General features: G+C 61.1%; 21 protein-coding genes. 15 read left to right on the top strand and 6 right to left on the bottom strand.

Annotation, left to right across the window (positions count from 1 at the left end):
- Window positions 1–67: 67 nt before the first annotated feature.
- The gene (locus Q4Q11_RS13125) at window positions 68–511 is read right to left on the bottom strand and encodes a DoxX family protein (RefSeq protein WP_113213821.1); all 444 of its coding nucleotides are present in this window, start codon (window positions 509–511) and stop codon (window positions 68–70) included.
- Window positions 512–725: 214 nt separating this feature from the next.
- On the opposite strand from Q4Q11_RS13125, the gene Q4Q11_RS13120 reads away from it, so the two are divergent.
- Window positions 726–1,433, top strand: coding sequence for a glutathione binding-like protein (locus Q4Q11_RS13120; protein ID WP_113213820.1), 708 nt, complete (start codon window positions 726–728; stop codon window positions 1,431–1,433).
- Between the two features lie 41 nt (window positions 1,434–1,474).
- On the opposite strand, the gene Q4Q11_RS13115 is transcribed toward Q4Q11_RS13120, so the two are convergent.
- The 3 genes from Q4Q11_RS13115 to groES all read right to left on the bottom strand — a co-directional run bounded on the left by Q4Q11_RS13115 (window position 1,475) and on the right by groES (window position 4,615).
- Complete coding sequence (locus tag Q4Q11_RS13115; protein WP_498569730.1) at window positions 1,475–1,921, bottom strand: hypothetical protein; 447 nt, start codon at window positions 1,919–1,921, stop codon at window positions 1,475–1,477.
- Window positions 1,922–2,604: 683 nt separating this feature from the next.
- A complete protein-coding gene (gene groL / locus Q4Q11_RS13110; RefSeq protein ID WP_092709440.1) occupies window positions 2,605–4,245 on the bottom strand; it encodes a chaperonin GroEL in 1,641 nt (546 codons plus the stop codon).
- 73 nt (window positions 4,246–4,318) lie between these two features.
- Window positions 4,319–4,615, bottom strand: coding sequence for a co-chaperone GroES (gene groES, locus Q4Q11_RS13105; protein WP_004109735.1), 297 nt, complete (start codon window positions 4,613–4,615; stop codon window positions 4,319–4,321).
- 425 nt (window positions 4,616–5,040) lie between these two features.
- Between groES and Q4Q11_RS13100 the strand changes: the two genes are divergently transcribed.
- From Q4Q11_RS13100 to Q4Q11_RS13065, 8 genes are all read left to right on the top strand, one after another.
- Entirely contained in the window at window positions 5,041–5,889 is an 849-nt protein-coding gene (locus Q4Q11_RS13100) for a TIGR01459 family HAD-type hydrolase (protein WP_498569729.1), read from the top strand.
- Window positions 5,890–5,904: 15 nt separating this feature from the next.
- Window positions 5,905–6,888, top strand: a complete 984-nt coding sequence (locus tag Q4Q11_RS13095) for a bifunctional riboflavin kinase/FAD synthetase (RefSeq protein WP_498569728.1) — start codon at window positions 5,905–5,907, stop codon at window positions 6,886–6,888.
- 380 nt (window positions 6,889–7,268) lie between these two features.
- Entirely contained in the window at window positions 7,269–8,645 is a 1,377-nt protein-coding gene (mctS, locus tag Q4Q11_RS13090; protein WP_498569727.1) for a two-component system sensor histidine kinase MctS, read from the top strand.
- Entirely contained in the window at window positions 8,642–9,280 is a 639-nt protein-coding gene (mctR, locus tag Q4Q11_RS13085) for a two-component system response regulator MctR (protein WP_498569726.1), read from the top strand. Before mctS ends, mctR begins: the two co-directional genes overlap by 4 nt.
- Window positions 9,281–9,547: 267 nt before the next feature.
- Complete coding sequence (locus tag Q4Q11_RS13080; RefSeq protein WP_112513193.1) at window positions 9,548–9,745, top strand: DUF3311 domain-containing protein; 198 nt, start codon at window positions 9,548–9,550, stop codon at window positions 9,743–9,745.
- Window positions 9,735–11,210, top strand: a complete 1,476-nt coding sequence (gene mctP / locus Q4Q11_RS13075) for a monocarboxylate uptake permease MctP (protein WP_112513192.1) — start codon at window positions 9,735–9,737, stop codon at window positions 11,208–11,210. The genes Q4Q11_RS13080 and mctP overlap by 11 nt, the downstream gene beginning before the upstream one ends.
- Window positions 11,211–11,509: 299 nt before the next feature.
- The gene (ileS, locus tag Q4Q11_RS13070; protein WP_498569725.1) at window positions 11,510–14,392 is read left to right on the top strand and encodes an isoleucine--tRNA ligase; all 2,883 of its coding nucleotides are present in this window, start codon (window positions 11,510–11,512) and stop codon (window positions 14,390–14,392) included.
- Window positions 14,393–14,526: 134 nt separating this feature from the next.
- Window positions 14,527–15,156: a hypothetical protein gene (locus Q4Q11_RS13065; RefSeq protein ID WP_112513190.1), complete on the top strand. Its 630-nt coding sequence runs from the start codon at window positions 14,527–14,529 to the stop codon at window positions 15,154–15,156.
- A 76-nt stretch (window positions 15,157–15,232) separates the two neighbouring features.
- Here the strand turns inward: Q4Q11_RS13065 and Q4Q11_RS13060 are convergent, their stop codons facing one another.
- A complete protein-coding gene (locus Q4Q11_RS13060) occupies window positions 15,233–15,691 on the bottom strand; it encodes a nucleoside deaminase (RefSeq protein WP_112513189.1) in 459 nt (152 codons plus the stop codon).
- Between the two features lie 72 nt (window positions 15,692–15,763).
- Between Q4Q11_RS13060 and Q4Q11_RS13055 the strand changes: the two genes are divergently transcribed.
- The 3 genes from Q4Q11_RS13055 to Q4Q11_RS13045 are packed head-to-tail and all read left to right on the top strand — an operon-like array spanning window position 15,764 to window position 19,159.
- The gene (locus Q4Q11_RS13055; RefSeq protein ID WP_498569724.1) at window positions 15,764–17,701 is read left to right on the top strand and encodes a pseudouridine synthase; all 1,938 of its coding nucleotides are present in this window, start codon (window positions 15,764–15,766) and stop codon (window positions 17,699–17,701) included.
- Between the two features lie 6 nt (window positions 17,702–17,707).
- Window positions 17,708–18,274 (top strand): 16S rRNA (guanine(966)-N(2))-methyltransferase RsmD, encoded by a 567-nt coding sequence (rsmD, locus tag Q4Q11_RS13050; RefSeq protein ID WP_113213814.1) that lies wholly within the window; start codon window positions 17,708–17,710, stop codon window positions 18,272–18,274.
- An 18-nt stretch (window positions 18,275–18,292) separates the two neighbouring features.
- On the top strand, window positions 18,293–19,159 hold the full coding sequence (locus Q4Q11_RS13045) for a patatin-like phospholipase family protein (protein WP_112513186.1): 867 nt from the start codon (window positions 18,293–18,295) through the stop codon (window positions 19,157–19,159).
- A gap of 109 nt (window positions 19,160–19,268) precedes the next feature.
- On the opposite strand, the gene Q4Q11_RS13040 is transcribed toward Q4Q11_RS13045, so the two are convergent.
- Complete coding sequence (locus Q4Q11_RS13040; RefSeq protein ID WP_498569723.1) at window positions 19,269–21,089, bottom strand: monovalent cation:proton antiporter-2 (CPA2) family protein; 1,821 nt, start codon at window positions 21,087–21,089, stop codon at window positions 19,269–19,271.
- 150 nt (window positions 21,090–21,239) lie between these two features.
- Between Q4Q11_RS13040 and Q4Q11_RS13035 the strand changes: the two genes are divergently transcribed.
- The 3 genes from Q4Q11_RS13035 to Q4Q11_RS13025 all read left to right on the top strand — a co-directional run bounded on the left by Q4Q11_RS13035 (window position 21,240) and on the right by Q4Q11_RS13025 (window position 23,736).
- Window positions 21,240–22,592: a TldD/PmbA family protein gene (locus tag Q4Q11_RS13035; protein WP_498569722.1), complete on the top strand. Its 1,353-nt coding sequence runs from the start codon at window positions 21,240–21,242 to the stop codon at window positions 22,590–22,592.
- Between the two features lie 27 nt (window positions 22,593–22,619).
- On the top strand, window positions 22,620–23,429 hold the full coding sequence (locus Q4Q11_RS13030; RefSeq protein WP_113222370.1) for a 3'(2'),5'-bisphosphate nucleotidase CysQ: 810 nt from the start codon (window positions 22,620–22,622) through the stop codon (window positions 23,427–23,429).
- Between the two features lie 61 nt (window positions 23,430–23,490).
- On the top strand, window positions 23,491–23,736 hold the full coding sequence (locus Q4Q11_RS13025; protein ID WP_113213811.1) for a DUF4170 domain-containing protein: 246 nt from the start codon (window positions 23,491–23,493) through the stop codon (window positions 23,734–23,736).
- Window positions 23,737–23,746 lie beyond the last annotated feature (10 nt).

The following is a 23,746-nucleotide window of genomic DNA, read 5'->3' as shown; positions in this document are numbered from 1 at the left end:
TTCCTCTTCACGCAAAAAGGCCCGCCGGAATTCCGGCAGGCCCTTTGTCTTGGGAGATATGCGGCGCTTAAGCGGCCGCATAGACACCGCGGCGTGCGTCGAGCGAGTAGACGCCTGCACCGTTGGTGGCGAGCATGACATAGGCGCCGGCGAGCGTAATGTTCTTCAGGAAGTTCACGAAGTTCAGGCCGTTGATCCAGCCGTTTGCGGCAGCCGGGAAGTCGGGAACGTTGACGGTCGGCAGGTGGAAGACAATGCCGGTGAAGACGCAGAAGAGGGCGAGCAGCCAGCCGACGATGCGGACCTGGAAGCCGATCAGCACGCAGACACCGGTGATGAATTCAAACGCGCCGGCAAGATAGGTGAGCAGTGTTGCGGCCGGCATGCCGGCGCCGGCGATCATGCCTGCGGTACCCGACGGATCGGTCAGCTTGCCGAAGCCGGCAAAGATGAACATGAAGGCAAGCAGGATGCGCGCCGCAAGAATGATGATGTTGTTGGTATTGGACATGACAGTCTCCAGTGAATTGGGTTTGGACCGGGTAGCGATAATTTCTGGAGACAGATATTCGTGATTTCCAGTGAATTGAAAAGATAAACAACTGCGTACAATTAGTTCACAATCATTGAACAGTGACATTCGGCGATCGCTCTTCCCATATGGGTCCTATCGGTTATGGTGACGCCGATTCACTCGTCAAATCATAGTTTTCAGGAGCAAGCCCATGGCTGATCTGTCGTCCTTTCCGATCACGAAACGCTGGCCTGCCGGTAATCCGGATATCATCCAGCTTTATTCGCTGCCGACGCCGAACGGCGTCAAAGTGTCGATCGCGCTGGAGGAACTCGGCCTGGCTTATGAACCCCATCTGATCTCCTTCGGCACCAACGACCAGAAGTCTGCGGAATTCCTGTCGCTGAATCCGAATGGCCGCATCCCTGCAATCATTGATCCCGATGGTCCCGACGGCAAGCCGATCGGCTTGTTCGAATCGGGCGCGATCCTGGTCTATCTGGCGGAAAAGACCGGCAAGCTCATTCCGAGCGATGCTGCGAGGCGCTACGAGACCTTGGAATGGGTCTTCTTCCAGATGGCCGGCATCGGCCCGATGTTCGGTCAGTTCGGCCATTTCTTCAAATTCGCAGCCGAGAAGGTCGCCAACAACCCCTATCCGGTCGAACGTTATCGCGATGAGGCCAAGCGACTCCTTGGCGTGCTGGAGAACCGTCTGCAGGGGCGCGAATGGATCATGGGCGATGAATATACCATTGCCGACATCACGACTTTCCCATGGGTTCGCGGCGTCGACGTCTTCTATGGCGGCCGCGAGGTACTGGAGTTCGAAAGCTTCCCCTCGGTCATGGCCTGGCTGGACCGTGCCCTTGCGCGCCCCGCGAGCCAGCGTGGCTTGAGTATTCCGAAGCGGGATTGACTGGGTTGAGTCGGTAGCTGGCCGGGCACACCGGCAATCGCTTACTGCCGGGTTGCCAACTGGCTGCCTGGCTCCAGCTTGAAGCGCGGAAACAGGAAGACGCCGACCATGCTGCCGGCATGTTGCCTGTCCGCAGCGACGGATTCACCGACGCAGAAGACCGGCTGGCGATGACCGCCCGCGCCGAGCGTTGTACTGGAGTAGCAGAAGCTGGACATGGTCGTTGCGGCCTGTTCGAAAAGATCGAGGATGCGCACCCGATCCTGCGGATCATAGCAATGCATCAGGCTCAAGAGACCGCATTCCGAAGAGCTGAGGCCATGCAGCATCGTGCTCCATTGGCCGAGCTTGATGATGCCGCTTGAAAGATCGCCCATCCATCCCTCGGAAACACAGAACTGCGCCAGGAGATCGGGGTCATGGCCGTCGAACTCCAGCGAGCCGGGCGCGAATGGCGAGGAAAAATTAGCCTTGGCAATCTTGAACAAGATGATCCCCACAAGAGCGCATGGTCCCTCCCGCGCTTCACTTGGTTTCCTTATCTCTTCGGATGGAAAATCCCCTGCATTTCGCGTTGTCGTGCGAGGGCAGGGATGTATATCCGTAAACCCGCTGTCGACAATGCTTCTCGGAAATGGCGCTCCGATCTATTAAGTCATTTCAAGTAATAAATCGGGGCAGCGCTGGTTTCCGAGGGCATAGGCATGCCAAGCCGCAGGTTAATCCTGTCCAAAAGAAGTAAAGATTACGTGTATCGCAGCTAATCCCCAAAATCGCTGCGCTGCGAGTTATAGGGGCTTTTTTGAAAACAGCAATGGGCATGCTGCAAAATCTGCAACTCGGCAAGAACTTGCTGGGATTGTGATCATACCATTTCAGCGCAATTAAAAAGGGCGGCCCGAGAGCCGCCCTTCGTCAATTCCGGATGTCGGATTGAACAATCGTGATTTGGCCGCTGGCCTATCACATCATGTCCATGCCGCCACTTCAGGCCGCTTGACGGCCTGAAGCATCAAAGATGCCTGGGCGAAGCTTCATGGACATTTCTGCGATCGGCCGCTGGCCTATCACATCATGTCCATGCCGCCACTTCAGGCCGCTTGACGGCCTGAAGCATCAAAGATGCATGGGCGAAGCTTTATGGACATTTCTGCGATCGGCCGCTGGCCTATCACATCATGTCCATGCCGCCCATGCCGCCCATACCGCCCGGCATGCCGGCAGGTGCATCCTTCTTCGGCAGCTCGGCGATCATGGCTTCGGTGGTGATCAGCAGCGAAGCAACCGAAGCTGCGTCCTGCAGAGCCGTGCGAACGACCTTGACCGGGTCGACGATGCCCATGGCGATCATGTCGCCGTAGACGCCCGTCTGAGCGTTGTAGCCGAAGTTGTCTTCGTTCTTGTCGAGGATCTTGCCGACAACGATGGAGGCTTCGTCACCAGCGTTTTCAGCGATCTGGCGGCAAGGAGCCTGCAGAGCGCGGCGAACGATGTTGATGCCGGCTTCCTGGTCGTCGTTTTCGCCCTTGGCCGAGATCTTCGTGGAAGAACGCAGCAGAGCGGTACCGCCGCCCGGTACGATGCCTTCCTGAACGGCAGCGCGCGTCGCGTTGAGAGCGTCGTCGATGCGGTCCTTCTTTTCCTTCACTTCGATTTCCGTCGAGCCGCCAACGCGGATAACGGCAACGCCACCGGCGAGCTTGGCAAGACGTTCCTGCAGCTTTTCGCGGTCGTAGTCGGAGGTGGTTTCTTCGATCTGAGCCTTGATCTGGGCAACGCGGCCTTCGATGTCGGACTTGGCGCCAGCGCCGTCGACGATCGTGGTGTTTTCCTTGGAGATCGAAACCTTCTTGGAACGGCCGAGCATGTCGAGCGTAACCGACTCGAGCTTGATGCCGAGGTCTTCGGAGATGACAGTGCCGCCCGTCAGGATGGCGATGTCTTCCAGCATGGCCTTGCGGCGATCGCCGAAGCCGGGAGCCTTGACAGCAGCAATCTTCAGACCACCGCGCAGCTTGTTGACGACGAGCGTTGCGAGAGCTTCGCCTTCGACGTCTTCAGCGATGATGAGGAGCGGCTTGCCGGTCTGAACGACGGCTTCGAGAACCGGGAGCATGGCCTGCAGGTTCGAGAGCTTCTTCTCGTGCAGGAGGATGAAGGCGTCTTCGAGGTCGGCGATCATCTTCTCCGGGTTGGTCACGAAGTAGGGGCTGAGGTAGCCGCGGTCGAACTGCATGCCTTCGACGACTTCGAGTTCGGTTTCGGCGGTCTTGGCTTCTTCAACCGTAATGACGCCTTCGTTGCCGACCTTCTGCATGGCTTCGGCAATATCGAGACCGATCTGCTTTTCGCCGTTTGCCGAGATCGTGCCGACCTGAGCGACTTCTTCCGAAGTGTTGATCTTCTTGGCCTTGGCCTGGAGATCCTTGACGACTTCGGCAACAGCAAGGTCGATGCCGCGCTTGAGGTCCATCGGGTTCATGCCGGCTGCAACAGCCTTGGCGCCTTCGCGAACGATGGCCTGGGCGAGAACGGTTGCAGTCGTGGTGCCGTCGCCGGCGATGTCGTTGGTCTTCGAAGCAACTTCGCGGACCATCTGTGCGCCCATGTTTTCGAACTTGTCTTCGAGTTCGATTTCCTTGGCGACGGTGACGCCGTCCTTGGTGATGCGCGGAGCGCCGAAGGACTTGTCAATAACGACGTTGCGACCCTTCGGGCCGAGCGTGACCTTCACTGCGTCAGCGAGGATATCGACGCCACGAAGCATCTTTTCGCGGGCGCTGCGGCCGAATTTTACTTCTTTAGCTGCCATGTTTGAAACTCCTGAATTCGCGTTTTCCGGGTTTAGGACCCGTCAGCTTTATCGGAAAAGGGAACCGGCTAAATCAGCCGATGATGCCCATGATGTCGGCTTCCTTCATGATCAGAAGATCTTCGCCGTTGAGCTTTACTTCGGTGCCGGACCACTTGCCGAACAGAACGCGATCGCCAACCTTGACGTCGAGTGCTACGACCTTGCCGGATTCATCGCGAGCGCCGGAACCGACGGCGACGATTTCGCCTTCCTGCGGCTTTTCCTTGGCGGTATCGGGAATGATGATGCCACCCTTGGTCTTTTCTTCCGACTCGACGCGACGAACGACGACACGGTCATGAAGGGGGCGGAAATTGGTGCTTGCCATTGTCTAATCCCTCGATCAAATGACATTCACGGATCAGCGGGGGATCCGTATGGGCTTTGTTAGCACTCAGCATCGGCGAGTGCTAGCGACGGTGATTTAGGGGTGGCTACAGGGTGAGTCAAGAACAGCACTGTGAAATTTTTGCGGCGCCGTTCGGCTTGTCTCGAGGATGATTAACGGCCGGGGCCGTCCTGTGTAGCATGCCGTTGCCGCGATTCCCCCTTTTGGATCTGACACGGTAGCGCATGGCGACACGCTTTTTCGCTCGCTCCGCCGAGGTCTCTACCTGCCATTTTTGCCACTTGCCGCCGCGGCTTTCCCTTGTCCCTCGCGCCTTGTGCGACGCAAAAACCTTAAGTGCCGCTCTTGTAATTTGCCGGCCGGTTTGCGATGTCAGCCCGTGATTTATTTGATGCGAGGACGGCATGGGCAAACGGATCGAAAGCTTTCGCGATATCGGCGGACTTTATGACGTTGCGCTCTGCGATGTATGGGGCGTGCTTCATAATGGCGTCACCGCCTACAAGGAAGCCTCGATCGCGCTCCAGGCCGCCCGCGCCGAAGGGCTGACCGTCGTCCTCATCACCAACTCCCCGCGCGTCGCTCCGAAGGTGGTCGAGCAGCTGCGGGCGATCGGCGTACCCGACAGCGTCTACGACCGCATCATTACGTCGGGCGACGTGACGCGCAAACTGATCGCCGAAGGCTCGAAGAAGGTATTCCTCCTCGGTCCCGAGCGGGATACCGGCATCCTCGAAGGCTTGGATGTGCAGCGTGTCGATGCCAGCGAGGCCGAGAGTATCGTCTGCACGGGCTTTTTCGACGACGAGACGGAAACGCCGGACGACTATACGGACGTGCTGACGGCGTGGTCCGCGCGCAACGTGCCGCTTATCTGCGCCAATCCGGATCTGGTCGTCGAGCGCGGGCATCGCATGATCCCCTGCGCCGGCGCCATGGCCGCCTACTACGAGCGCCTCGGCGGCCGGACGCGTATCGCCGGCAAGCCGCATCAGCCGATCTATGACGCTGCAATCTCTGCAGCTCGCGAGGTCAAGAGCGAGTTCCCGTTGTCGCGCGTGGTGGCGATCGGTGACGGCATGCCGACCGACGTGCGCGGCGCACTCGATTACGGCCTCGATCTCCTTTATATCAGCCATGGCATCCACGCCCGCGAATATGTCGTCGAAGGGCATACGGATGAAGCCGCTCTCGGCGCCTTCCTGGCGCGCGAACAGGCTTCGCCGAAGTGGTGGATGCCGCGCCTTGTCTGAGGAGAGTGGCAGTCGATGACCGTTTTTCATCGCAACGAAACCCGCGAGCCGCTTCCCGGTGCCCTGAAGGGCGGGGTGGTCGCCATCGGCAATTTCGACGGCGTGCATCGCGGCCATCAGTCTGTGCTGAATCGCGCATTGGAGATCGCCCGGGAGCGCGGCATACCCGCTCTGGTGCTGACCTTCGAGCCGCATCCGCGCACCGTCTTCAGGCCCGATCAGCCGGTCTTCCGGCTGACCCCTGCGCCGATGAGAGCGCGCCTGCTGGAAGCGCTCGGCTTCAACGCCGTCATCGAATATCCCTTCGATCGCGCCTTCTCGCAGCGTTCGGCGGATGAGTTCGTCCACTCGATCCTGATCGACTCGCTGCATGCCTCCGAAGTCGTCACTGGGTTCGATTTTCATTTCGGCCACGATCGCCAGGGCGGTCCTGCCTTCCTCATGAACGCCGGCAGCCGCCACGGTTTCGGCGTGACGCTGATCGATGCCTTCCGCGACGAAAACACCGAGGTCATCTCGTCGAGCCGCATCCGCGCTCTGCTGGCCGAAGGCGATGTGTCGCAGGCCGCCGGCCTGCTCGGCTATCGCTATACCGTCGAGGCGCCCATCATCGGCGGTGAGAAGCTCGGCCGTACCCTCGGCTTCCCCACGGCCAACATGCAGCTGCCGCCCGAGATATCTTTGAGGTCAGGCATCTATGCCGCCCGCTTCCGCACCGCCGATGGCATTATCCGCGATGCCGTTGCCAGCTATGGCCGCCGCCCGACAGTGACGGACAACGGCGCGCCGCTGCTCGAAACGTTCGTCTTCGATTTCAGCGGCGATCTCTATGGTCAGATCTGCTCGGTGTCCTTCTTCGGTTATCTGCGCCCCGAACTGAAGTTCGACGGCCTGGACCCGCTGGTCGCGCAGATCCGCAAGGATGAGGACGAGGCGAGGGCGCTGCTTGCGGGCGTCCGGCCGCTCAGCGAACTCGACGGGATCATCGCGTTCGACTAATATGACCGTAAGGGATTGGGTAGGTGAGGTTTGCTGCGTGGCAGCATGCTCTTGCCTTTGCCAACCACCCGATGGGGTAATCCGGTGACGTCGTCGGTCCGGTGAAGCGGCCGCCATGTGATAGGCATTATGTGAGCTGCTATCAGTCACCAACATCATCGTTTTCCGCCTTTGTCGCGGTCCATGTTGTTTGACACCACGCCCGATTTCCCCTGAGCCCATAGCGCTGGCTGGTGGAAAAGACGCTATTCGAACATGGCATCTTGCGGTTTTGAAGCAATAATCTCGATTTCAGGCAAGCGCTAACGCCGCGGACAAGCCGTTGAATTCATGTCCGACAAAGGGCATTGTGCCGCGCCGGTTCTTGGGAGGAGCAATCGTTGACATTACGCAACCAGATTATTGCGCTCGCGCTCGTGCCTCTCGTGATTTCGATCCTGGCGATTACCGCCTTCATTACCTGGCAGTCGGCCAACCTCGCCAAAAGCAATATCGAGACTTTCGAACAAAACATGCTGAAGGCGAAGGAAACGGAAATAGTCAACCTTACAGACCTCGCCGTGTCGGCCATTCAGGTGATCTATCGGGACGCAACGCCGGACGACCAAGTCGCGAAGGACAAGGTAGCAGCGATCCTGACGTCACTCGAATATGGCCCTGACGGATACTTTTTCGTCTATGACTATGATGGAAACAACATTGTCCATCCGCGTGAGGGATTTCGTAACGGGCTTAATTGGCTCGATTTGACCGATCCGGATGGTGACAGGGTCATAGCAGAGCTCATCAAGACGGCAAAAGCCGGCGGGGGCCTGCACCAGTACAAATGGGAGAAGCCCTCTACCGGCCGCATCGCCGATAAGCTCTCATTCGTCGTCGGCCTTGATAAATGGCACTGGGTCGTCGGGACCGGTGTCTATCTGGACGATATTTTCACCCAGACTGCGGCCGCCAATGCCGCCATGCGGGCAAACATAAAAGGAACCTTCATCGTCGTCACACTCATCGCCGTTCCTGCCGTTCTGGTCGTTTTCACGACCTGTATGCTGTTGACCTTTCGCGAGCGACGGATGGCCGATGGTCGGCTCAAGGAGCTGACGCAAAGGGTGATCGATACGCAGGAGGAGGAACGCGCCCGTCTTGCCCGCGAATTGCACGATGGCATCTCGCAGAATCTCCTCGGCGTTCGCTACGTCATGGATCTCGCCAACCGCAAGGTACGAAACCAGGTCGATGATGCCGCCACGACGATTGAGAAGGGTATCGATACCCTTAACAGCGCGATCAAGGACATCAGACGGCTTTCGCATGATCTGCGTCCCCGCGTGCTCGATGATCTCGGCTTGACGGCTGCGCTGACCGCACTCGCGAATAATTTCGCCGAGCGGACCGAGATCGCAACCGAGATCGAGGCTTCCGGCTTCACCAGCCAGCTGAAGCCCGAAGCCAGCACAGCGCTCTATCGTGTCGCCCAGGAGGCCTTGAACAACGTCGAACGTCATTCCGATGCGACGCGTCTTACGATCAAACTTTGGAGCGATCGGGGGCGTGCGCGCTTGAGAATTTCGGACAATGGCGTTGGTTTTGAGGGCGCAGGCGACGGCAAGGGTGGGCTCGGGCTTAGAAACATGCAGGAACGGATGGCGCATTTCCGCGGCCTGCTTCTCGTTGAAAGCACGGCTGGTGGCACGACACTGATTGCGATGCTGCCGAAATCGGCCAATGCTTCGCCAAGAGCAAGGGTGGATGCGGCATGAAAAGAGACAGGATCAGCGTTCTGCTGATCGACAATCATCCCGTGGTGCTGGACGGGCTGAAAGCCGTGCTGGAGACTTTCGACCACATAGAAGTGGTTGGGACGGCAAGCCTTGCGCAAACCGGCCTGGAGGTCGGTCGGCGAACGCTGCCGCAAGTTACCCTGATGGATATCAACATGCCGAAGCTGAGCGGCATTGATGCGATCGAGCTCTTTCGCCGGGAGCTTCCGGAGACGCGGATCGTAATGCTTTCCATGCATGACAGCCGCGAATACATCTCCTCGTCGATCATGCGCGGTGCGGTCGGATATATTCTCAAGGACGTTTCGACCGACGAAGTCGTCTGCGCTATCGAAACCGTGGCCGCCGGTGGAACTTATTTTTCGTCCGGTGTGCGCGACATACTGGTGGCGGACAAGATACAAAAAGAGGCCGACCCTCTGACACCGCGTGAGCGTCATATTCTCGGCTTGATCGTTACAGGCAGGAGCAATCGCGAGATTGCCGAGGAGCTTGAAATCACCCCCGCGACGGCGGAAACGCATCGCAAGAACTTGAAGAAGAAGCTTGGCATCGCAACGACGGCCGGGCTGATCCGCTACGCCCTTGACCACGGCATCGCAACGGCGCTGTAACGCCCGTCTACCCACTTCTGGGTAGCTTCGAAGATTTCGCATCGGCTAATATCTTGTTCGGGCGGCAGACTCGCCGTAGGACTTTACCAGCGGCTGGCCTCAGGCGGGCCGTTGGGAGGAATTCACATCCGTTAGTCTGGCTCTGCATAACCAAAGCTCTTCGGCTTCGGCCTTTGAGCGCACATTGCAATCGCAGACTGATGCATCCCTTCCGCTCTGACAACTGCAACAAGGTGGCGCGCAGGCACCGCGTGAGAGGTATCGGATATGGACAAACGCTTTGGAACGGCGGCCTGCTGGCTGCTCGTCATTCCCTACATAGGGTTGCTTTGGGTTCCCTTCTATAACAGCCACGATCCGGTGCTGTTCGGTTTCCCGTTCTTCTACTGGTATCAGCTGGCCTGGGTGCCGATCACTGCTGTCCTGACATGGATCGCCTACCGGAGCATGCACCATGATGACTGATATCGATCCGACAGCTCTCGCCGTCTTCATCTTCTTTTTGGCGCTGGTGACCGTCATGGGCTTCGTGGCCGCCCGCTGGCGCAGGCCGAAGACCCTTGCCCATATCGACGAATGGGGCCTCGGCGGCCGCACCTTCGGCACCTGGATAACGTGGTTCCTCGTCGGCGGCGATTTCTACACCGCCTACACCGTTATCGCCGTCCCGGCGCTGGTCTATACCGTCGGCGCCTACGGCTTCTTCGCGCTGCCCTATACGATCGTCGTCTACCCCTTCGTCTTCATGGTCATGCCGCTTCTCTGGAGGCGTGCGAAGGACTACGGCTATGTCACGGCGGGCGATGTCGTCCATGGCCAATATGGCTCGCGGGCGCTGGAACTGGCGGTCGCTCTGACTGGTGTTATCGCGACGATGCCCTACATCGCTCTGCAGCTCGTCGGCATGACCGCGGTATTCAAGGCGCTGGGACTTCATGGCGAACTGCCGCTCGCCGTCGCCTTCATCATCTTGGCGCTCTACACCTATTCGGCCGGCCTTCGCGCTCCCGCGCTGATCGCCTTCGTCAAGGACATCATGATCTACATCGTGGTGATTGCAGCCATCGCGCTCATTCCGGCGAAACTCGGCGGCTATGCCAATGTCTTTGCGGCCGCCGATGCGGATTTCAAAGCCAAGGGGGCGGGCAGCCTGCTGCTCGGCGGCAACCAGTATGTCGCCTATGCGACGCTGGCGCTCGGCTCGGCGCTGGCGGCTTTCATGTATCCGCATACCTTGACCGGCATCTTCGCCTCCAACAGCGGCAACACCATCCGCAAGAATGCGGTGCTGCTGCCGGCCTATACGCTGCTGCTCGGTCTGCTGGCGCTGCTCGGCTATATGGGCCACGCGGCAAATCTGAAGCTGGACAGCGCCAACGACGTGGTGCCGGCGCTGTTCCAGACCCTGTTCTCGAGCTGGTTTGCGGGCTTCGCCTTCGCGGCCATCGCCATCGGCGCGCTGGTTCCCGCCGCCGTGATGAGCATTGGCGCCGCCAACCTCTTCACCCGCAACTTCTGGAAGGCCTATGTCGATCCGCAGGTTTCCGATGCCGGCGAGGCGAAGGTCGCCAAGATGACCTCGCTCGTCGTCAAGGTCGGCGCGCTTCTCGTCATCATTTTCCTGCCGACGCAGTTCGCGCTCGATCTCCAGCTCTTGGGCGGCATCTGGATCCTGCAGACGCTGCCGGCCCTGGTCTTCGGCCTCTATACCAAGTGGTTCCGCGCGCCCGGTCTGCTCGCCGGCTGGTTCGTCGGCTTCTTTGGCGGCACCTATCTCGTATGGGATGCCGGCTGGAAACCATTGCATATGATCCCCCTCGGAGAAGCAGGCTTCACCGTTTACACGGGCCTGCTGGCGCTTCTCGCCAATATCGTCGTGGCTGTCGTCGTCAACGCGGTTATGCCGGCGCGGGCAGAAGCACGGGCCTGATCGGATCGAGCCTCGATCGGCCGCGGGCGGGAACGTCCGCGGCCTTTCTGTGCGTCGCCGGCGTTGTTTCCTCTTCCTTTCCTTGGAAAAAACGCCTATGAACCGGCGACCATGACCCAATTTCGGCTGAGCCACGCGATACGAATTATTGGCCCGGCCTTCCGCGCGCTGTAAGCTGCCGGAAGGTCCGGGTTTTTGGCGTCTCGTTCAAGAGGCGCTTTCCGCCGCCGAAAAATCCCCGTATGGCTGCGCCAGTTGAGGCGCAAGACGCCCGAGACACCGAGGCAATTGTCACGACTATGACCGATACCGCTGAAAAGATGGACTATTCCAAAACCCTTTACCTGCCGGAAACCGATTTTCCGATGCGTGCCGGGCTGCCGCAGAAGGAGCCGGAGCTGGTGAAGCGCTGGGAGGAGATGAACCTCTACAGACAACTGCGCGCTTCTGCTGCAGGCCGCGAAAAATTCGTGCTGCATGACGGCCCTCCCTACGCCAATGGCCACATCCATATCGGCCATGCGCTGAACAAGATCCTCAAGGACGTCATCACCCGCTCGTTCCAGATGCGCGGCTATGACAGCAACTACGTCCCGGGCTGGGATTGCCACGGTCTGCCGATCGAATGGAAGATCGAGGAGAAGTATCGCGAGAAGGGCAAGAACAAGGACGAGGTTCCGGTGAACGAGTTTCGCCAGGAATGCCGCGACTTTGCCGCCGGCTGGATCAAGATCCAGTCCGAAGAGTTCAAGCGCCTGGGCATCACGGGCGATTTCGACAAACCCTATCTGACCATGAACTTCCATGCGGAATCCCGCATCGCCGGCGAGCTTCTGAAGATCGCCCGCACGGGCCAGCTCTATCGCGGCTCCAAGCCGGTCATGTGGTCGGTGGTCGAGCGCACGGCGCTTGCCGAAGCCGAAGTCGAATATGCCGACGTCGAGAGCGACATGATCTGGGTGAAGTTCCCGGTGGCCGAAGGCCCGTCCCATCTCGCCGGCGCCTTTATCGTCATCTGGACGACGACGCCCTGGACGATCCCCGGCAACCGCGCGATCGCCTATTCCTCGCGCGTGTCCTACGGGCTTTACGAAGTCACAGAAGCCGCGAATGATTTCGGCCCGCGTCCCGGCGAGAAGCTTGTTTTCGCCGACAAGCTGGCCGAGGAATCCTTCGCCAAGGCCAAGCTGCAGTACAAGCGTCTCGGCGATGTGACCGCTACCGATCTGGCCGCGCTCGCCTGCGCCCACCCGCTGGCAGCCCTCGGCTACGGCTTCACGGTGCCGTTGCTTGACGGTGACCATGTTACCGACGACGCCGGTACGGGCTTCGTGCACACCGCACCCAGCCACGGCCGCGAGGACTTTGACGCCTGGATGTCGCATGCCCGCGATCTCGAAAAGCGCGGCATCTCCTCCGCCATCCCGTTCCCGGTCGATGACGCCGGCTTCTATACCGCGGATGCCCCCGGCTTCGAAGGCGGTCGCGTCATGGACGACAACGGCAAAAAGGGCAATGCCAACGATCTCGTCATCAAGGCGCTGATCGAGACGAACACGCTGTTTGCACGCGGCAGGCTGAAGCATTCCTATCCGCATTCCTGGCGCTCGAAAAAGCCGGTGATCTTCCGCAACACGCCGCAATGGTTCGTCTATATGGACAAGGACTTCGCCGACGGGTCGACGCTGCGTTCGCGTGCCCTGAAGGCGATCGACGATACCCGCTTCGTGCCGGCTGCCGGCCAGAACCGTCTGCGCGCCATGATCGAGCAGCGCCCGGATTGGGTCCTGTCGCGCCAGCGTGCCTGGGGCGTGCCGATCTGCATCTTCGTCGACGAGCACGGCAGCATCCTGCAGGACGACGGCGTCAACGCCCGCATCCTCGAAGCATTCGAGCGGGAAGGCGCCGATGCCTGGTTCGCAGAAGGCGCGCGCGGGCGCTTCCTCGGCGAGAAGGCCAACGAGCCCTGGACCCAGGTCATGGATATCCTCGACGTGTGGTTCGATTCCGGTTCGACCCACTCCTTCACGCTGGAGGACCGCCCGGACCTGAAGTGGCCGGCGGATGTCTATCTCGAAGGCTCCGACCAGCATCGCGGCTGGTTCCATTCGTCGCTGCTCGAAAGTGCCGCGACCCGTGGCCGCGCGCCCTACGATACCGTCGTTACCCACGGCTTCACCATGGACGAGCAGGGGCGAAAGCAGTCGAAATCGCTCGGCAATGTCGTTGCCCCGCAGGACGTGATGAAGGACGCCGGCGCCGATATCCTGCGCCTGTGGGTCATGACCACGGACTATTGGGAAGATCAGCGTCTGGGCAAGGCCATCATTCAGACCAATGTCGATGCCTATCGCAAGCTGCGCAACACAATCCGCTGGATGCTGGGTACGCTGGCGCATGACAAGGGCGAAGTCATTGCCTATGCCGACATGCCGGAGCTGGAGCAGCTGATGCTGCACCGTCTCGCCGAACTCGACGAACTGGTGCGCGAAAGCTACGACGCCTTCGACTTCAAGCGCATTGCTCGCGCTCTGATCGATTTCGCCAATGTCGAGCTGTCGGCTTTCTATTTCGACGTTCGCAAGGACGCGCTCTACTGCGATGCGCCGTCGAGCCTGCGCCGCCGCGCCTCGCTCGCCGTTATCCGTACGATCTTCGACTGCATGGTGACGTGGCTGGCGCCGATGCTGCCCTTCACCATGGAAGAGGCGTGGCTCTCCCGCAATCCGTCGGCGGTCTCGGTACATCTCGAGCAATTCATCACCATATCAGCCGAGTGGAAGAACGAAGCCTTGGCCGAGAAGTGGAAGAAGATCCGCGCCGTGCGCAGCGTTGTTACCGGCGCGCTGGAAATCGAACGCAAGGACAAGCGCATCGGCTCCTCGCTTGAAGCCGCCCCGGTGGTCTATGTCGCCGATCCGGAGTTGCTGAAGGTGCTTGAAGGGCAGGACTTCTCCGAGATCTGCATCACGTCCGGCATCAGCATCGAGGGCGGAGAAGGCCCGGCGGATGCGTTCCGTCTCGACGATGCAGCCAAGGTGAGCGTCGTTCCGAAGCTTGCCGAGGGGCGCAAGTGCGCCCGTTCCTGGCGCATCACAACGGATGTCGGCTCCGATCCGGAATATCCGGATGTCTCGGCTCGCGATGCCGCGGCGCTACGCGAGCTGATGGCTGTCAACTGAAGAAAATTGCCGGGTGAATTGCCTTTGCGGCGTTCATCCGGTAAAAGCTGCCTGAAAATGGCCTGATTTTTACGGCAGTTGCCGTCGAATGGGGTCCTGTTACGTTCATTCCGGCATGGCTGGGAAGGGTTTTCATGAGAGCGATGCATAAGGTTCGTGTCGGCGTCAGCTTGGCGGCACTTCTGGTTGGCTGCGGCGCAATGTCCGGTTGCCTCAGCAGCCCGACTTACGGCACCGACAAGACGGCCGGCGCACAGCTCTTGGACGATCTTGGCGATATCGCTTCCGTCTCGGCCGCGACGCCGAAGGACAAGGGTGTGAAATATCCGAACCGCCCCGGTCTGGTTGTAGGTGGCAATAAGGACACGCTGACCGCGCCGCAGCAGTCTTTGGCAAGCAAGGACAATCCGGCATGGCTCGAATCGCCGGAGGACGCCCGCAAGCGCCTCGCTGCAGAAGCCGACGAGAAGAAGAACGACGTCAATTATCGTTCGCCTCTGGCTCAGGCCGACAGCAGCAGGAACCGCCTGACCGAGGCGCAGCAGACGGCTGCCTATCGCGCCGCCCGCCAGGATCAGGCCGGCACCTATATCAATCAGCGCCGCTATCTGATCGACCCGCCGCAGGAATATCGCCAGGTATCCGATCCGAATGCCTTGAGCGATCTCGGCACGCCCGAGTCGAAGAAGGAAAAGAAGCGCAAGAAGGATGCGGAGGCCGCGCAGCAGTCCAGCAACAGCAGCTGGTGGAAGCCCTTCCAATAAGAAGTTTCCAAAGCGGCCGGTTTACAGCGCCGCGCGTCTTTCAAGGCGCGCAAGGGCGCTGTAAACCGGCCGCTTTTCAGTCTTCGGACCGTTTCGCCTGAAAGAAACCTCTGAGGATGTCGGCGGATGCGGTTTCGCCGAGACCGGAATAGACTTCCGGCGCATGGTGGCAGGTCGGCTGGCGATAGAAGCGCACGCCATTGTCGATACCGCCGCCCTTCGGGTCTTCGGCGCCATAATAGAGACGGCGGATGCGCGCGAAGGAAATGGCCGCGGCGCACATGGTGCAGGGTTCCAGCGTCACGTAGAGATCGGCGCCCGCAAGACGCTCCTGGCCCAGCTCCTCGCAGGCCAGGCGGATGGCGACGATTTCGGCATGGGCAGTGACATCGTTGAGTTCGCGGGTACGGTTGCCGGCTGTGGCGATGACCCTGTTGTCGAGCACGAGAACGGCGCCGATCGGCACTTCGCCGCGCTCTCCGGCGCGGCGCGCTTCAGCCAAAGCAAGCTCCATGAATCGATTTGTAGCCGCCATTCAAGTTTTTCCACTTAACCGCAAGGGCGTGACCTGATAGGAACACGCGTTAAAAATTCAGGCAAACAACAAATGACGATGAATGACAAGCCCAAGCGGCCTGGGTCTAAACCCTTTGCTCGCGACAAGCAGACGACGAAACGGGATGGCGCGAAGCCGGCAAAGGCCGCGGCTGCCATAGCTGCGGACGAAACCGCGATCGAGGATGGAAAGGCCGAGCGCATTTCCAAGGTGATGGCGCGCGCCGGCGTGGCTTCGCGTCGCGATATCGAGCGCATGATCCTGGATGGCCGCGTCAAGCTGAACGGCGTGCTGCTCGATACGCCGGTGGTCAACGTGACCCTTTCCGACAAGATCGAGGTCGACGGCGTGCCGATCCGCGGCATCGAGCGCACGCGCCTCTGGCTCTATCACAAGCCGGCCGGACTGGTGACCACCAATGCCGATCCTGAGGGGCGCCCGACCGTTTTCGACAACCTGCCGGAAGAGCTGCCGCGCGTCATGTCGATCGGCCGCCTCGACATCAATACCGAAGGTTTGCTGCTGCTGACCAATGATGGCGGTCTCGCCCGTGTTCTGGAATTGCCGACCACGGGCTGGCTGCGCCGCTACCGCGTCCGCGCGCATGGCGAGATCGATCAGGAAGCGCTCGACAAGCTGAAGGAAGGCATTGCCGTCGATGGCGTGCTGTACGGCTCGATCGACGCGACGCTCGACCGCACCCAAGGATCCAACGTCTGGATCACCATGGGCCTGCGCGAAGGCAAGAACCGTGAAATCAAGAACGTGCTCGGCGCGCTGGGGCTCGAGGTCAACCGTCTGATCCGCATTTCCTACGGCCCGTTCCAGCTCGGCGAGCTGCCGGAAGGCCATGTGCTCGAGGTGCGCGGCCGCACGCTGCGCGATCAGCTCGGGCCTCGCTTGGTCGAGGATGCCAAGGCGAATTTCGATGCGCCGCTCTATAACGCCCCGGCCGTTGCAGAGCCCGAAGAGGCGGATGCCAAGCCGGCTCGGACGGCAAAGGAAGAGCGTCCGCGCCGCGAGCGCCCCGAGGATAAGCGCGAAAGGGCGCTCAGCCGCCTCGACACGAAGCGCGACGATCGCCGTGACGGCGGCCACAAGGACGATGACCGGCCGAAGCGCCAGCCGCTGGGCTCGCGCCGCAACGCCAATGTCTGGATGGCACCCGGCGCCCGTCCGCTCGGCGAAAAGGCAGCGGCAAAGGCTGCGAAGAATGCAAGGACCGCCACAAAGCGCGGCGAAACTGAACGTTCGCAGCGCAGCGGCTTCGATCGTCCGGACGAAGGTCCTCGCGTTCGCATCAATCGCATCGACGAAGGCGATGGCGAATGGATCCGTTCGAGCGAGGAAGCTCCGCGCAAATCGCGCGGCGATGATGAAGGTTTCGATCGCAAGCGTTCCCGCGGCGACCGCCCGCAGGGCGATCGCCCCGCTCGTGGGGACCGTCCGTTTGGTGATCGCCCCAGGGGTGATCGAGCATTTGGCGATCGTCCGCGTGGTGAACGCGGCTCGCGTCCTGAAGGCGGCGACCGCCCACGCGCAAAATCCTTCCAGGGCGAAGCCCGCTCCGAACGTTCCTTCGGGGATCGTCCGCCGCGCAGCGATCGTCCATTCGGCGACAAGCCTCGTGGCAACCGGCCTCCGCGTGCCGAAGGAGACGAGCGTCCGCGTGGCAGGTCTTTCGGCGGCGAACAGCACTCGGAACGTCCCCGCGGCGATCGCCCCCAGGGTGATCGTCCGCCGCGCGGTCGCCTGTCTGGAGATCGCCCCCAGGGCGAGCGCTCTTTCGGTGATCGGCCGGCCGGCAAGCCCTTCGGCAAGAAGCCGGGCGGCGGAAAATCCTTTGGCGGCAAACCGGGCGGGAAGCCCGGTGGCTCGCGCGGCTTTGGCGGCAAACCCGGTGGCGCAAATCGTCCCTCGGGCGGCCCGCGTGGCGGCTCCGGTCGGGGCGGCCCCGGCAGGGGCGGTCCCAAGGGCGGCAGGGGCTGACGCGCGGTGAGGATCGTCGGCGGTGAGTTTCGCGGTCGTTCGCTTGCAACGCCGAAGTCGAACGACATTCGTCCGACGGCGGATCGCACGCGCGAGAGCCTGTTTAACATCCTGAGCCACGCCTATCCGGAGGCCATCGACGGCACACGGATGATGGACGTGTTCGCCGGCACCGGCGCCGTTGGACTGGAGGCGGCCTCGCGCGGCTGCCGTCATGTGCTCTTCGTGGAAAGCAGCGTCGAGGGCAGGGGACTTCTCTGGGAAAACATCGACGCGCTCGGCCTGCATGGCCGCACGCGCATGCTGCGGCGCGACGCGACGGATCTCGGCAGCGTCGGCAATCTCGAGCCCTTCGATTTTCTCTTCGCCGACCCGCCCTATGGCAAGGGGCTCGGCGAGAAGGCCTTTGCGGCGGCTGCCGCCGGAGGCTGGCTGGTGTCGGGCGCCCTGGCGATCCTTGAGGAGCGAGCCGACGTCACCGTTGCCGCGCCCTCGGATTTCCTGTTTCTGGAGGAACGAACCTTCGGCGACAGCAAGATGCATTTCTTCCGTTATCAGCCGCAGACGGCGTAACGGAGGAAGGAGAAGGATATGGGCGATTATGCTGATTTCGTTGGCAGCGACTATCCGCTCGCCGCTTCCGGCACGCCGAGCGTCGCGGTTGCCTTCGGCTGCGGCGGCGCGCGCGGGCTCGCCCATATCCATATCATCGAGGCGCTGGACGAACTCGGCATCCGTCCGGTCGCGATAGCGGGCGCCTCCTTCGGCTCCATCATGGGGGCCGCCATGGCCGTCGGCATGAGCGGTGCGGAAATCCGGGACTATACGCTGGCGACCGTCGGCAATCGCCCGGCCGTTCTCAACAAGATCTGGAGCCTGCGGCCGGTCAACATGCGCAGCATCCGCTTCGGCCAGTTCAATCTCGAACGCATCCTGCGTACCTTCCTGCCCGCGGCCATTCCTGAGAATTTTTCCGATCTGCATATTCCATTGAAGGTGGTGACGACGGATTATTATGGGCAGGCCGAAGTCGTCATCGAGAAAGGTGAGCTCTTTCCCGTTCTTGCAGCCTCCGCCGCCATCCCCGCCGTCTTCATGCCGGTCAGGCTCGGCGACCGCGTGATGATCGACGGCGGCATCATGAATCCCGTTCCCTACGAACATCTGGCCGGCCTTGCCGATATCATCATCGGCATCGATGTCGTCGGCGGCCCGGAAGGCGGCAGCCGGCATATCCCGAACCGCATCGAGAGCTTGTTTGGCGCCGGTCAGCTCACCATGCAGTCCAACATCGCGCTGAAGCTGCGGCTGCAGGCACCGCAGATCTTCCTGCGCCCGGCGGTCGGCCGCACCGGCGTCCTCGATTTCCTCAAGGCCCGCGATATTCTCGCCATGTCGGCCGGCGTCAAGGACGAGCTGAAATTCGCCCTCGACCGAGTGGTGACGGCGAAGAATTAGACCAACCTTACGAAATTCGGCCGCGGCTTTCGGACGACATCACGCTCTACTTCTTTGATTCCAGAACGGATTCAGATTTTAGGTCGAACAGACCTAAAATCATCCGGCTCTAAGCCTGCTCCGGCTCCTCCTGCGGCAGGGCAACGAGGTCGTCGGCGTCGCTGTAGGTGTCGGCCGTACGCTTCGGCTTGACCAGCGGCTCCGGCTTGACGGGACGGAAATAGAGCATGTCGGTGCCCGCCTGCAATCCCTCGCTCACCTGCAGCACCAGCCGCTGTTCGTCGCGCTTGCGGATATCCTCACCGATCTCGTAGGCTTCCGCCTCGCTAACGCCGAGTGCTTCCAAGGTGCGGCGGCCGAAGAGCAGGCCGGATTCCAGCGTCTCGCGCAGCTCGTAATCCACGCCCTTATGACGCAGCTCGATCGAATGAATGCGGTCGTAGGAGCGGACGAAGATGCGCGCATGCGGATAATCGGTCTGCACGAGCTCGACGATCTTGTCGGTCACCTCGCGCAGATGCGTGCTGACGACGACGATCTTGGCGCGATCGATGCCGGCTGAGCGCAGCACGTCCTTGCGGGTTCCGTCGCCGAAATAGATGCGGAAGCCGAAGCTCGATGCCTGACGGATGCGGTCGGCGGAAAAATCGATGACGGTCACGTCTCGGCCGCTGGCGAGCAGGATCTGCGCGGCAATCTGCCCGAAACGCGAAAAGCCGATCATCAACACGTCGGAGCCCGCGCCCTCGAAATCCTCGTCCAGCTCCTCCTGCGCGTCGCCCTTGACCAGCCGCTTCGCCAGCGCGGAACTCAGCGGTGTCAGCGCCATCGACAGCGTTACGATGGCGATCAGCGTCGATGCCGTGTTGGCGGAAAACAGCCCGCCGCTGGCACTGGCGGCGCTGAAGAGCACGAAGCCGAATTCGCCGCCCTGCGGCAGCAGCCCGGCGATACGGACTGCATCGTTGTGCGGCGAACCCGCGACACGGCAGAGCGCATAGATTACGGCCGCCTTGATGAGCATCATGACCGGGACGGCGAGCACGATCAGCACCCAGTTGTCGAGGATTACCTCGAGTTTCAGCGACAGGCCGACGGCGATGAAGAAAATGGCGAGCAGCACGCCGCGGAAAGGCTCGATATCCGCTTCCAGCTCATGGCGATAGGAAGATTCGGCCAGCATCACGCCGGAAAGAAAGGCGCCCATCGCCATCGAGAGCCCGGCAAGCTGCATCAGCGTGGCCGATCCCATGACGACGAAAAGGGCGGCGGCAATCATCGCCTCGCGTGCGCCGGTGCGGGCGATTATCTGGAAGAGCGGCGTCAGCAGATAGCGGCCGGCGATAACCATTGCCGCCACCGCTCCGATGGCGATCGCAAGATCGGGAAGCGGATTGCCGGTTTCCTTTGGTCCGTCGAGAACGGTGATCAGCGCCAGCAGCGGCACGATGGCGAGATCCTGCAGCAGCAGCATCGAGAAGGAACGTTGCCCGTATTTCGTATTGACGTCGCCTTGCTGTTCCAGGATCTGCATGGCAAAGGCGGTCGAGGAGAGCGCCAGGCCGAAGCCGATGATGATACTGCCCTTCCATCCGGCAATGCCGCCGAAATAGGCGGCAAGCATCAGGGCGAGGCCGCTCAAAATCACCTGCGTTGAACCGAGACCGAAAATATCCCGCCGCATCTGCCAGAGGCGCGAGGGCTTCAATTCCAGGCCGATGATGAACAACAGAAAGACGACGCCCAGCTCCGCCACGGCAAGCACGGCTTCGCTGTCGCCGATGCCGTGCAGGATCGGGCCGATCACCACACCGGCCGCCAGATAGCCAAGCACTGTCCCCAATCCGAGTTTCTTGAAGATCGGCGCCGTAACGACGGCACCTCCGAGCAGCATCAGGGTTTCAGTGAAGAGACTATTGGCGGCGGACATCGTCTGTTTCTTTCCGTGGCGCAGGCGGTGTTGCGGCACATGGTCGTGATAAACAACCATGCGTGAAGAGATTAGAACAAGAATCGGCTTTGCCGCCCTTGATGCTTTATCTAGTGCACAATAAATGGAACGCGAAGGAAAGGCCAAGTCATGACCTCTGAAATCGATTCCGCCACCCTGCTTTCCCGTGCCAGCCAATTGATCGATCTCGCCCGCAAAGCCGGAGCGGATGCGGCCGATGCCGTTGTCGTGCGGTCGCGTGCCCATTCCGTCAGCGTGCGCCTCGGCAAGGTCGAGGGCACCGAATCCTCCGAGAGCGACGACTTCTCGCTCAGGGTCTTCGTCGGCAATCGCGTGGCGAGCGTTTCGGCCAATCCCGGCTTTGATCTGAACGCACTTGCCGAGCGTGCCGTGGCCATGGCCAAGGTTTCGCCGGAAGATCCCTTCGCCTGTCTGGCCGATGAGGCGGATCTCGCCAGGAGCTATCCGGATCTCGATCTGTTCGATTCGACCGAGGTTTCCACGGAGCAGCTTCGCGAAGCGGCCCTTGCGACCGAGGCGGCGGCTCTCGCCGTTCCGGGTGTCACCAATTCCTCCGGCGCCGGCGCTTCTGCCGGCATGGGCGGCCTTGTGCTTGTGACATCGCATGGTTTTGCCGGCCACTATATGGGTTCGCGTTTCGGGCGCTCCGTCAGCGTCATTGCCGGCGATGGCACCGGCATGGAGCGCGACTATGATTTTGACAGCCGCCTCTATTTCGCCGATCTCGATGCTGCCGAGGAGATCGGCCGCCGTGCCGGCGAACGCGTCGTCAAGCGCATCAATCCGCGGCAGGTTCCGACGGACAAGAACGTCACCGTCGTTTTCGATCCGCGCGTCGCCCGCGGCTTCGTCGGCCATATCGCCGGCGCCATCAACGGCGCTTCCGTCGCCCGCAAGACCAGTTTCCTGCGCGACAAGATGGGCCAGCAGGTGTTGAAATCGGGCCTTTCGGTCACCGACGATCCGCTGATCGTGCGCGGTCCGGCTTCTCGCCCCTTCGACGGCGAAGGCGTGTCCGGCAAGCGGCTGGTCATGATCGAGGACGGCGTGCTGAAATCCTGGTTTCTCTCCACGGCGACGGCGCGCGAAATCGGCGGCGGCCTGAAGACCAATGGCCGCGGCGTGCGCGGCGGCACGACGGTATCGCCCGCGTCCACCAACCTCGCGCTGGAGCCGGGCGATATTTCATCGAAGGAACTGATCCGCAATGTCGGAACGGGTTTCTATGTCACCGAACTGATCGGCCAGGGCGTCAACATGATCACCGGCGAATACAGCCGGGGGGCCACCGGCTTCTGGATCGAAAACGGCGAATTGACCTTCCCGGTTTCCGAGGTGACCATCGCCTCCAACCTGAAGGACATGTTCATGCGCGTAACGCCTGCAAGCGATATCGATCGCGGTTTCGGCGTTGCCGCTCCGACGCTTGCCATCGAAGGCATGACGCTGGCTGGCCGCTGAGAAACGAGCGGAGATTGGAATTATTGAATGATCGATAGCCAGAAGGCCGGCCGTTTGAGCGATACGGACCTGATCGTGGGTGCCGCGCTCGAGGCGGGCAAGATCGCTCTCGGTTTCTTCCGGCAATCGCCGGAAGTCTGGTGGAAGAACAACGGTCAGTCTCCGGTCAGCGCCGCCGATTTTGCCGCCAACGAAAGTCTTGCCGCCACTCTGCGCTCGGCGCGTCCGGATTATGGCTGGCTTTCCGAGGAGACCGATGACGACGCTGCGCGGCTGTCGCAGGCAACGGTCTTCGTCGTCGATCCGATCGATGGCACGAGGGGTTTTCTCTCAGGCTCGGATCTATGGTGCGTCAGCGTCGCCATCGTCACTGACGGCCGACCTGTAGCGGGCGTTCTCTACGCGCCGGCGCTAGACGAACTTTTCGTGGCGACGGTTGGCGGACAGGCGTTGAAGAACGGCCGGCCGATCAGCGTTTCCGAGAGGGTCGGCGAGGATGTGCATCGGCTGGCGACCGGCGAGGATATGCTCAAAGGCTTCGATCCGGATTTCCGCAAGACGGTCGAGCGGGTGAAGCACGTTCCGTCGCTCGCCTATCGTCTGGCCATGGTGGCGGATGGCCGCCTGGAGGGAACGATCGTCAAGCGCAACTCCCACGACTGGGATCTGGCCGCCGCCGATCTCATTCTGGAGCGCGCCGGCGGCGCTCTTGTGGATCTCTCGGGCAATGCTCTGCGCTACAATCGCGCCGAGGTGTCCCATGACGAGCTCTGCGGGGCGTCGGCCTCGCAGTTGCCGGAGTTTCTCCGTCAGCTCTCGTACCGACGAGACGGTTGACCTTTCGGTCAAAATCCCTCAGATGAAGGATAGAGGGGGATGACAGCAGAAAGAGACGAAAATGACCAATACCAGCGGAAAAAAGCAGCTCCTGCACCTAGTCTTCGGCGGTGAACTGGAGAACCTCGAAGAAGTTCAATTCCGTAATCTCAACGAGCTCGATATCGTCGGCATGTATCCCGATTATGCGAGTGCGCTGACGGCGTGGAAGTCCAAGGCGCAGCAGACTGTGGACAACGCCCATATGCGTTATTTCATCGTCCATCTGCATCGCTTGCTCGATCCGCAGGAAAATGCGGCATCCTGAGGTCGCCTCC

It is taken from the genome of Rhizobium sp. UFLA01-1127 (assembly GCF_059803845.1).
Note: the sequence above shows the minus strand (reverse complement) of the source record. Positions and strands in the feature narration are given on the sequence as shown.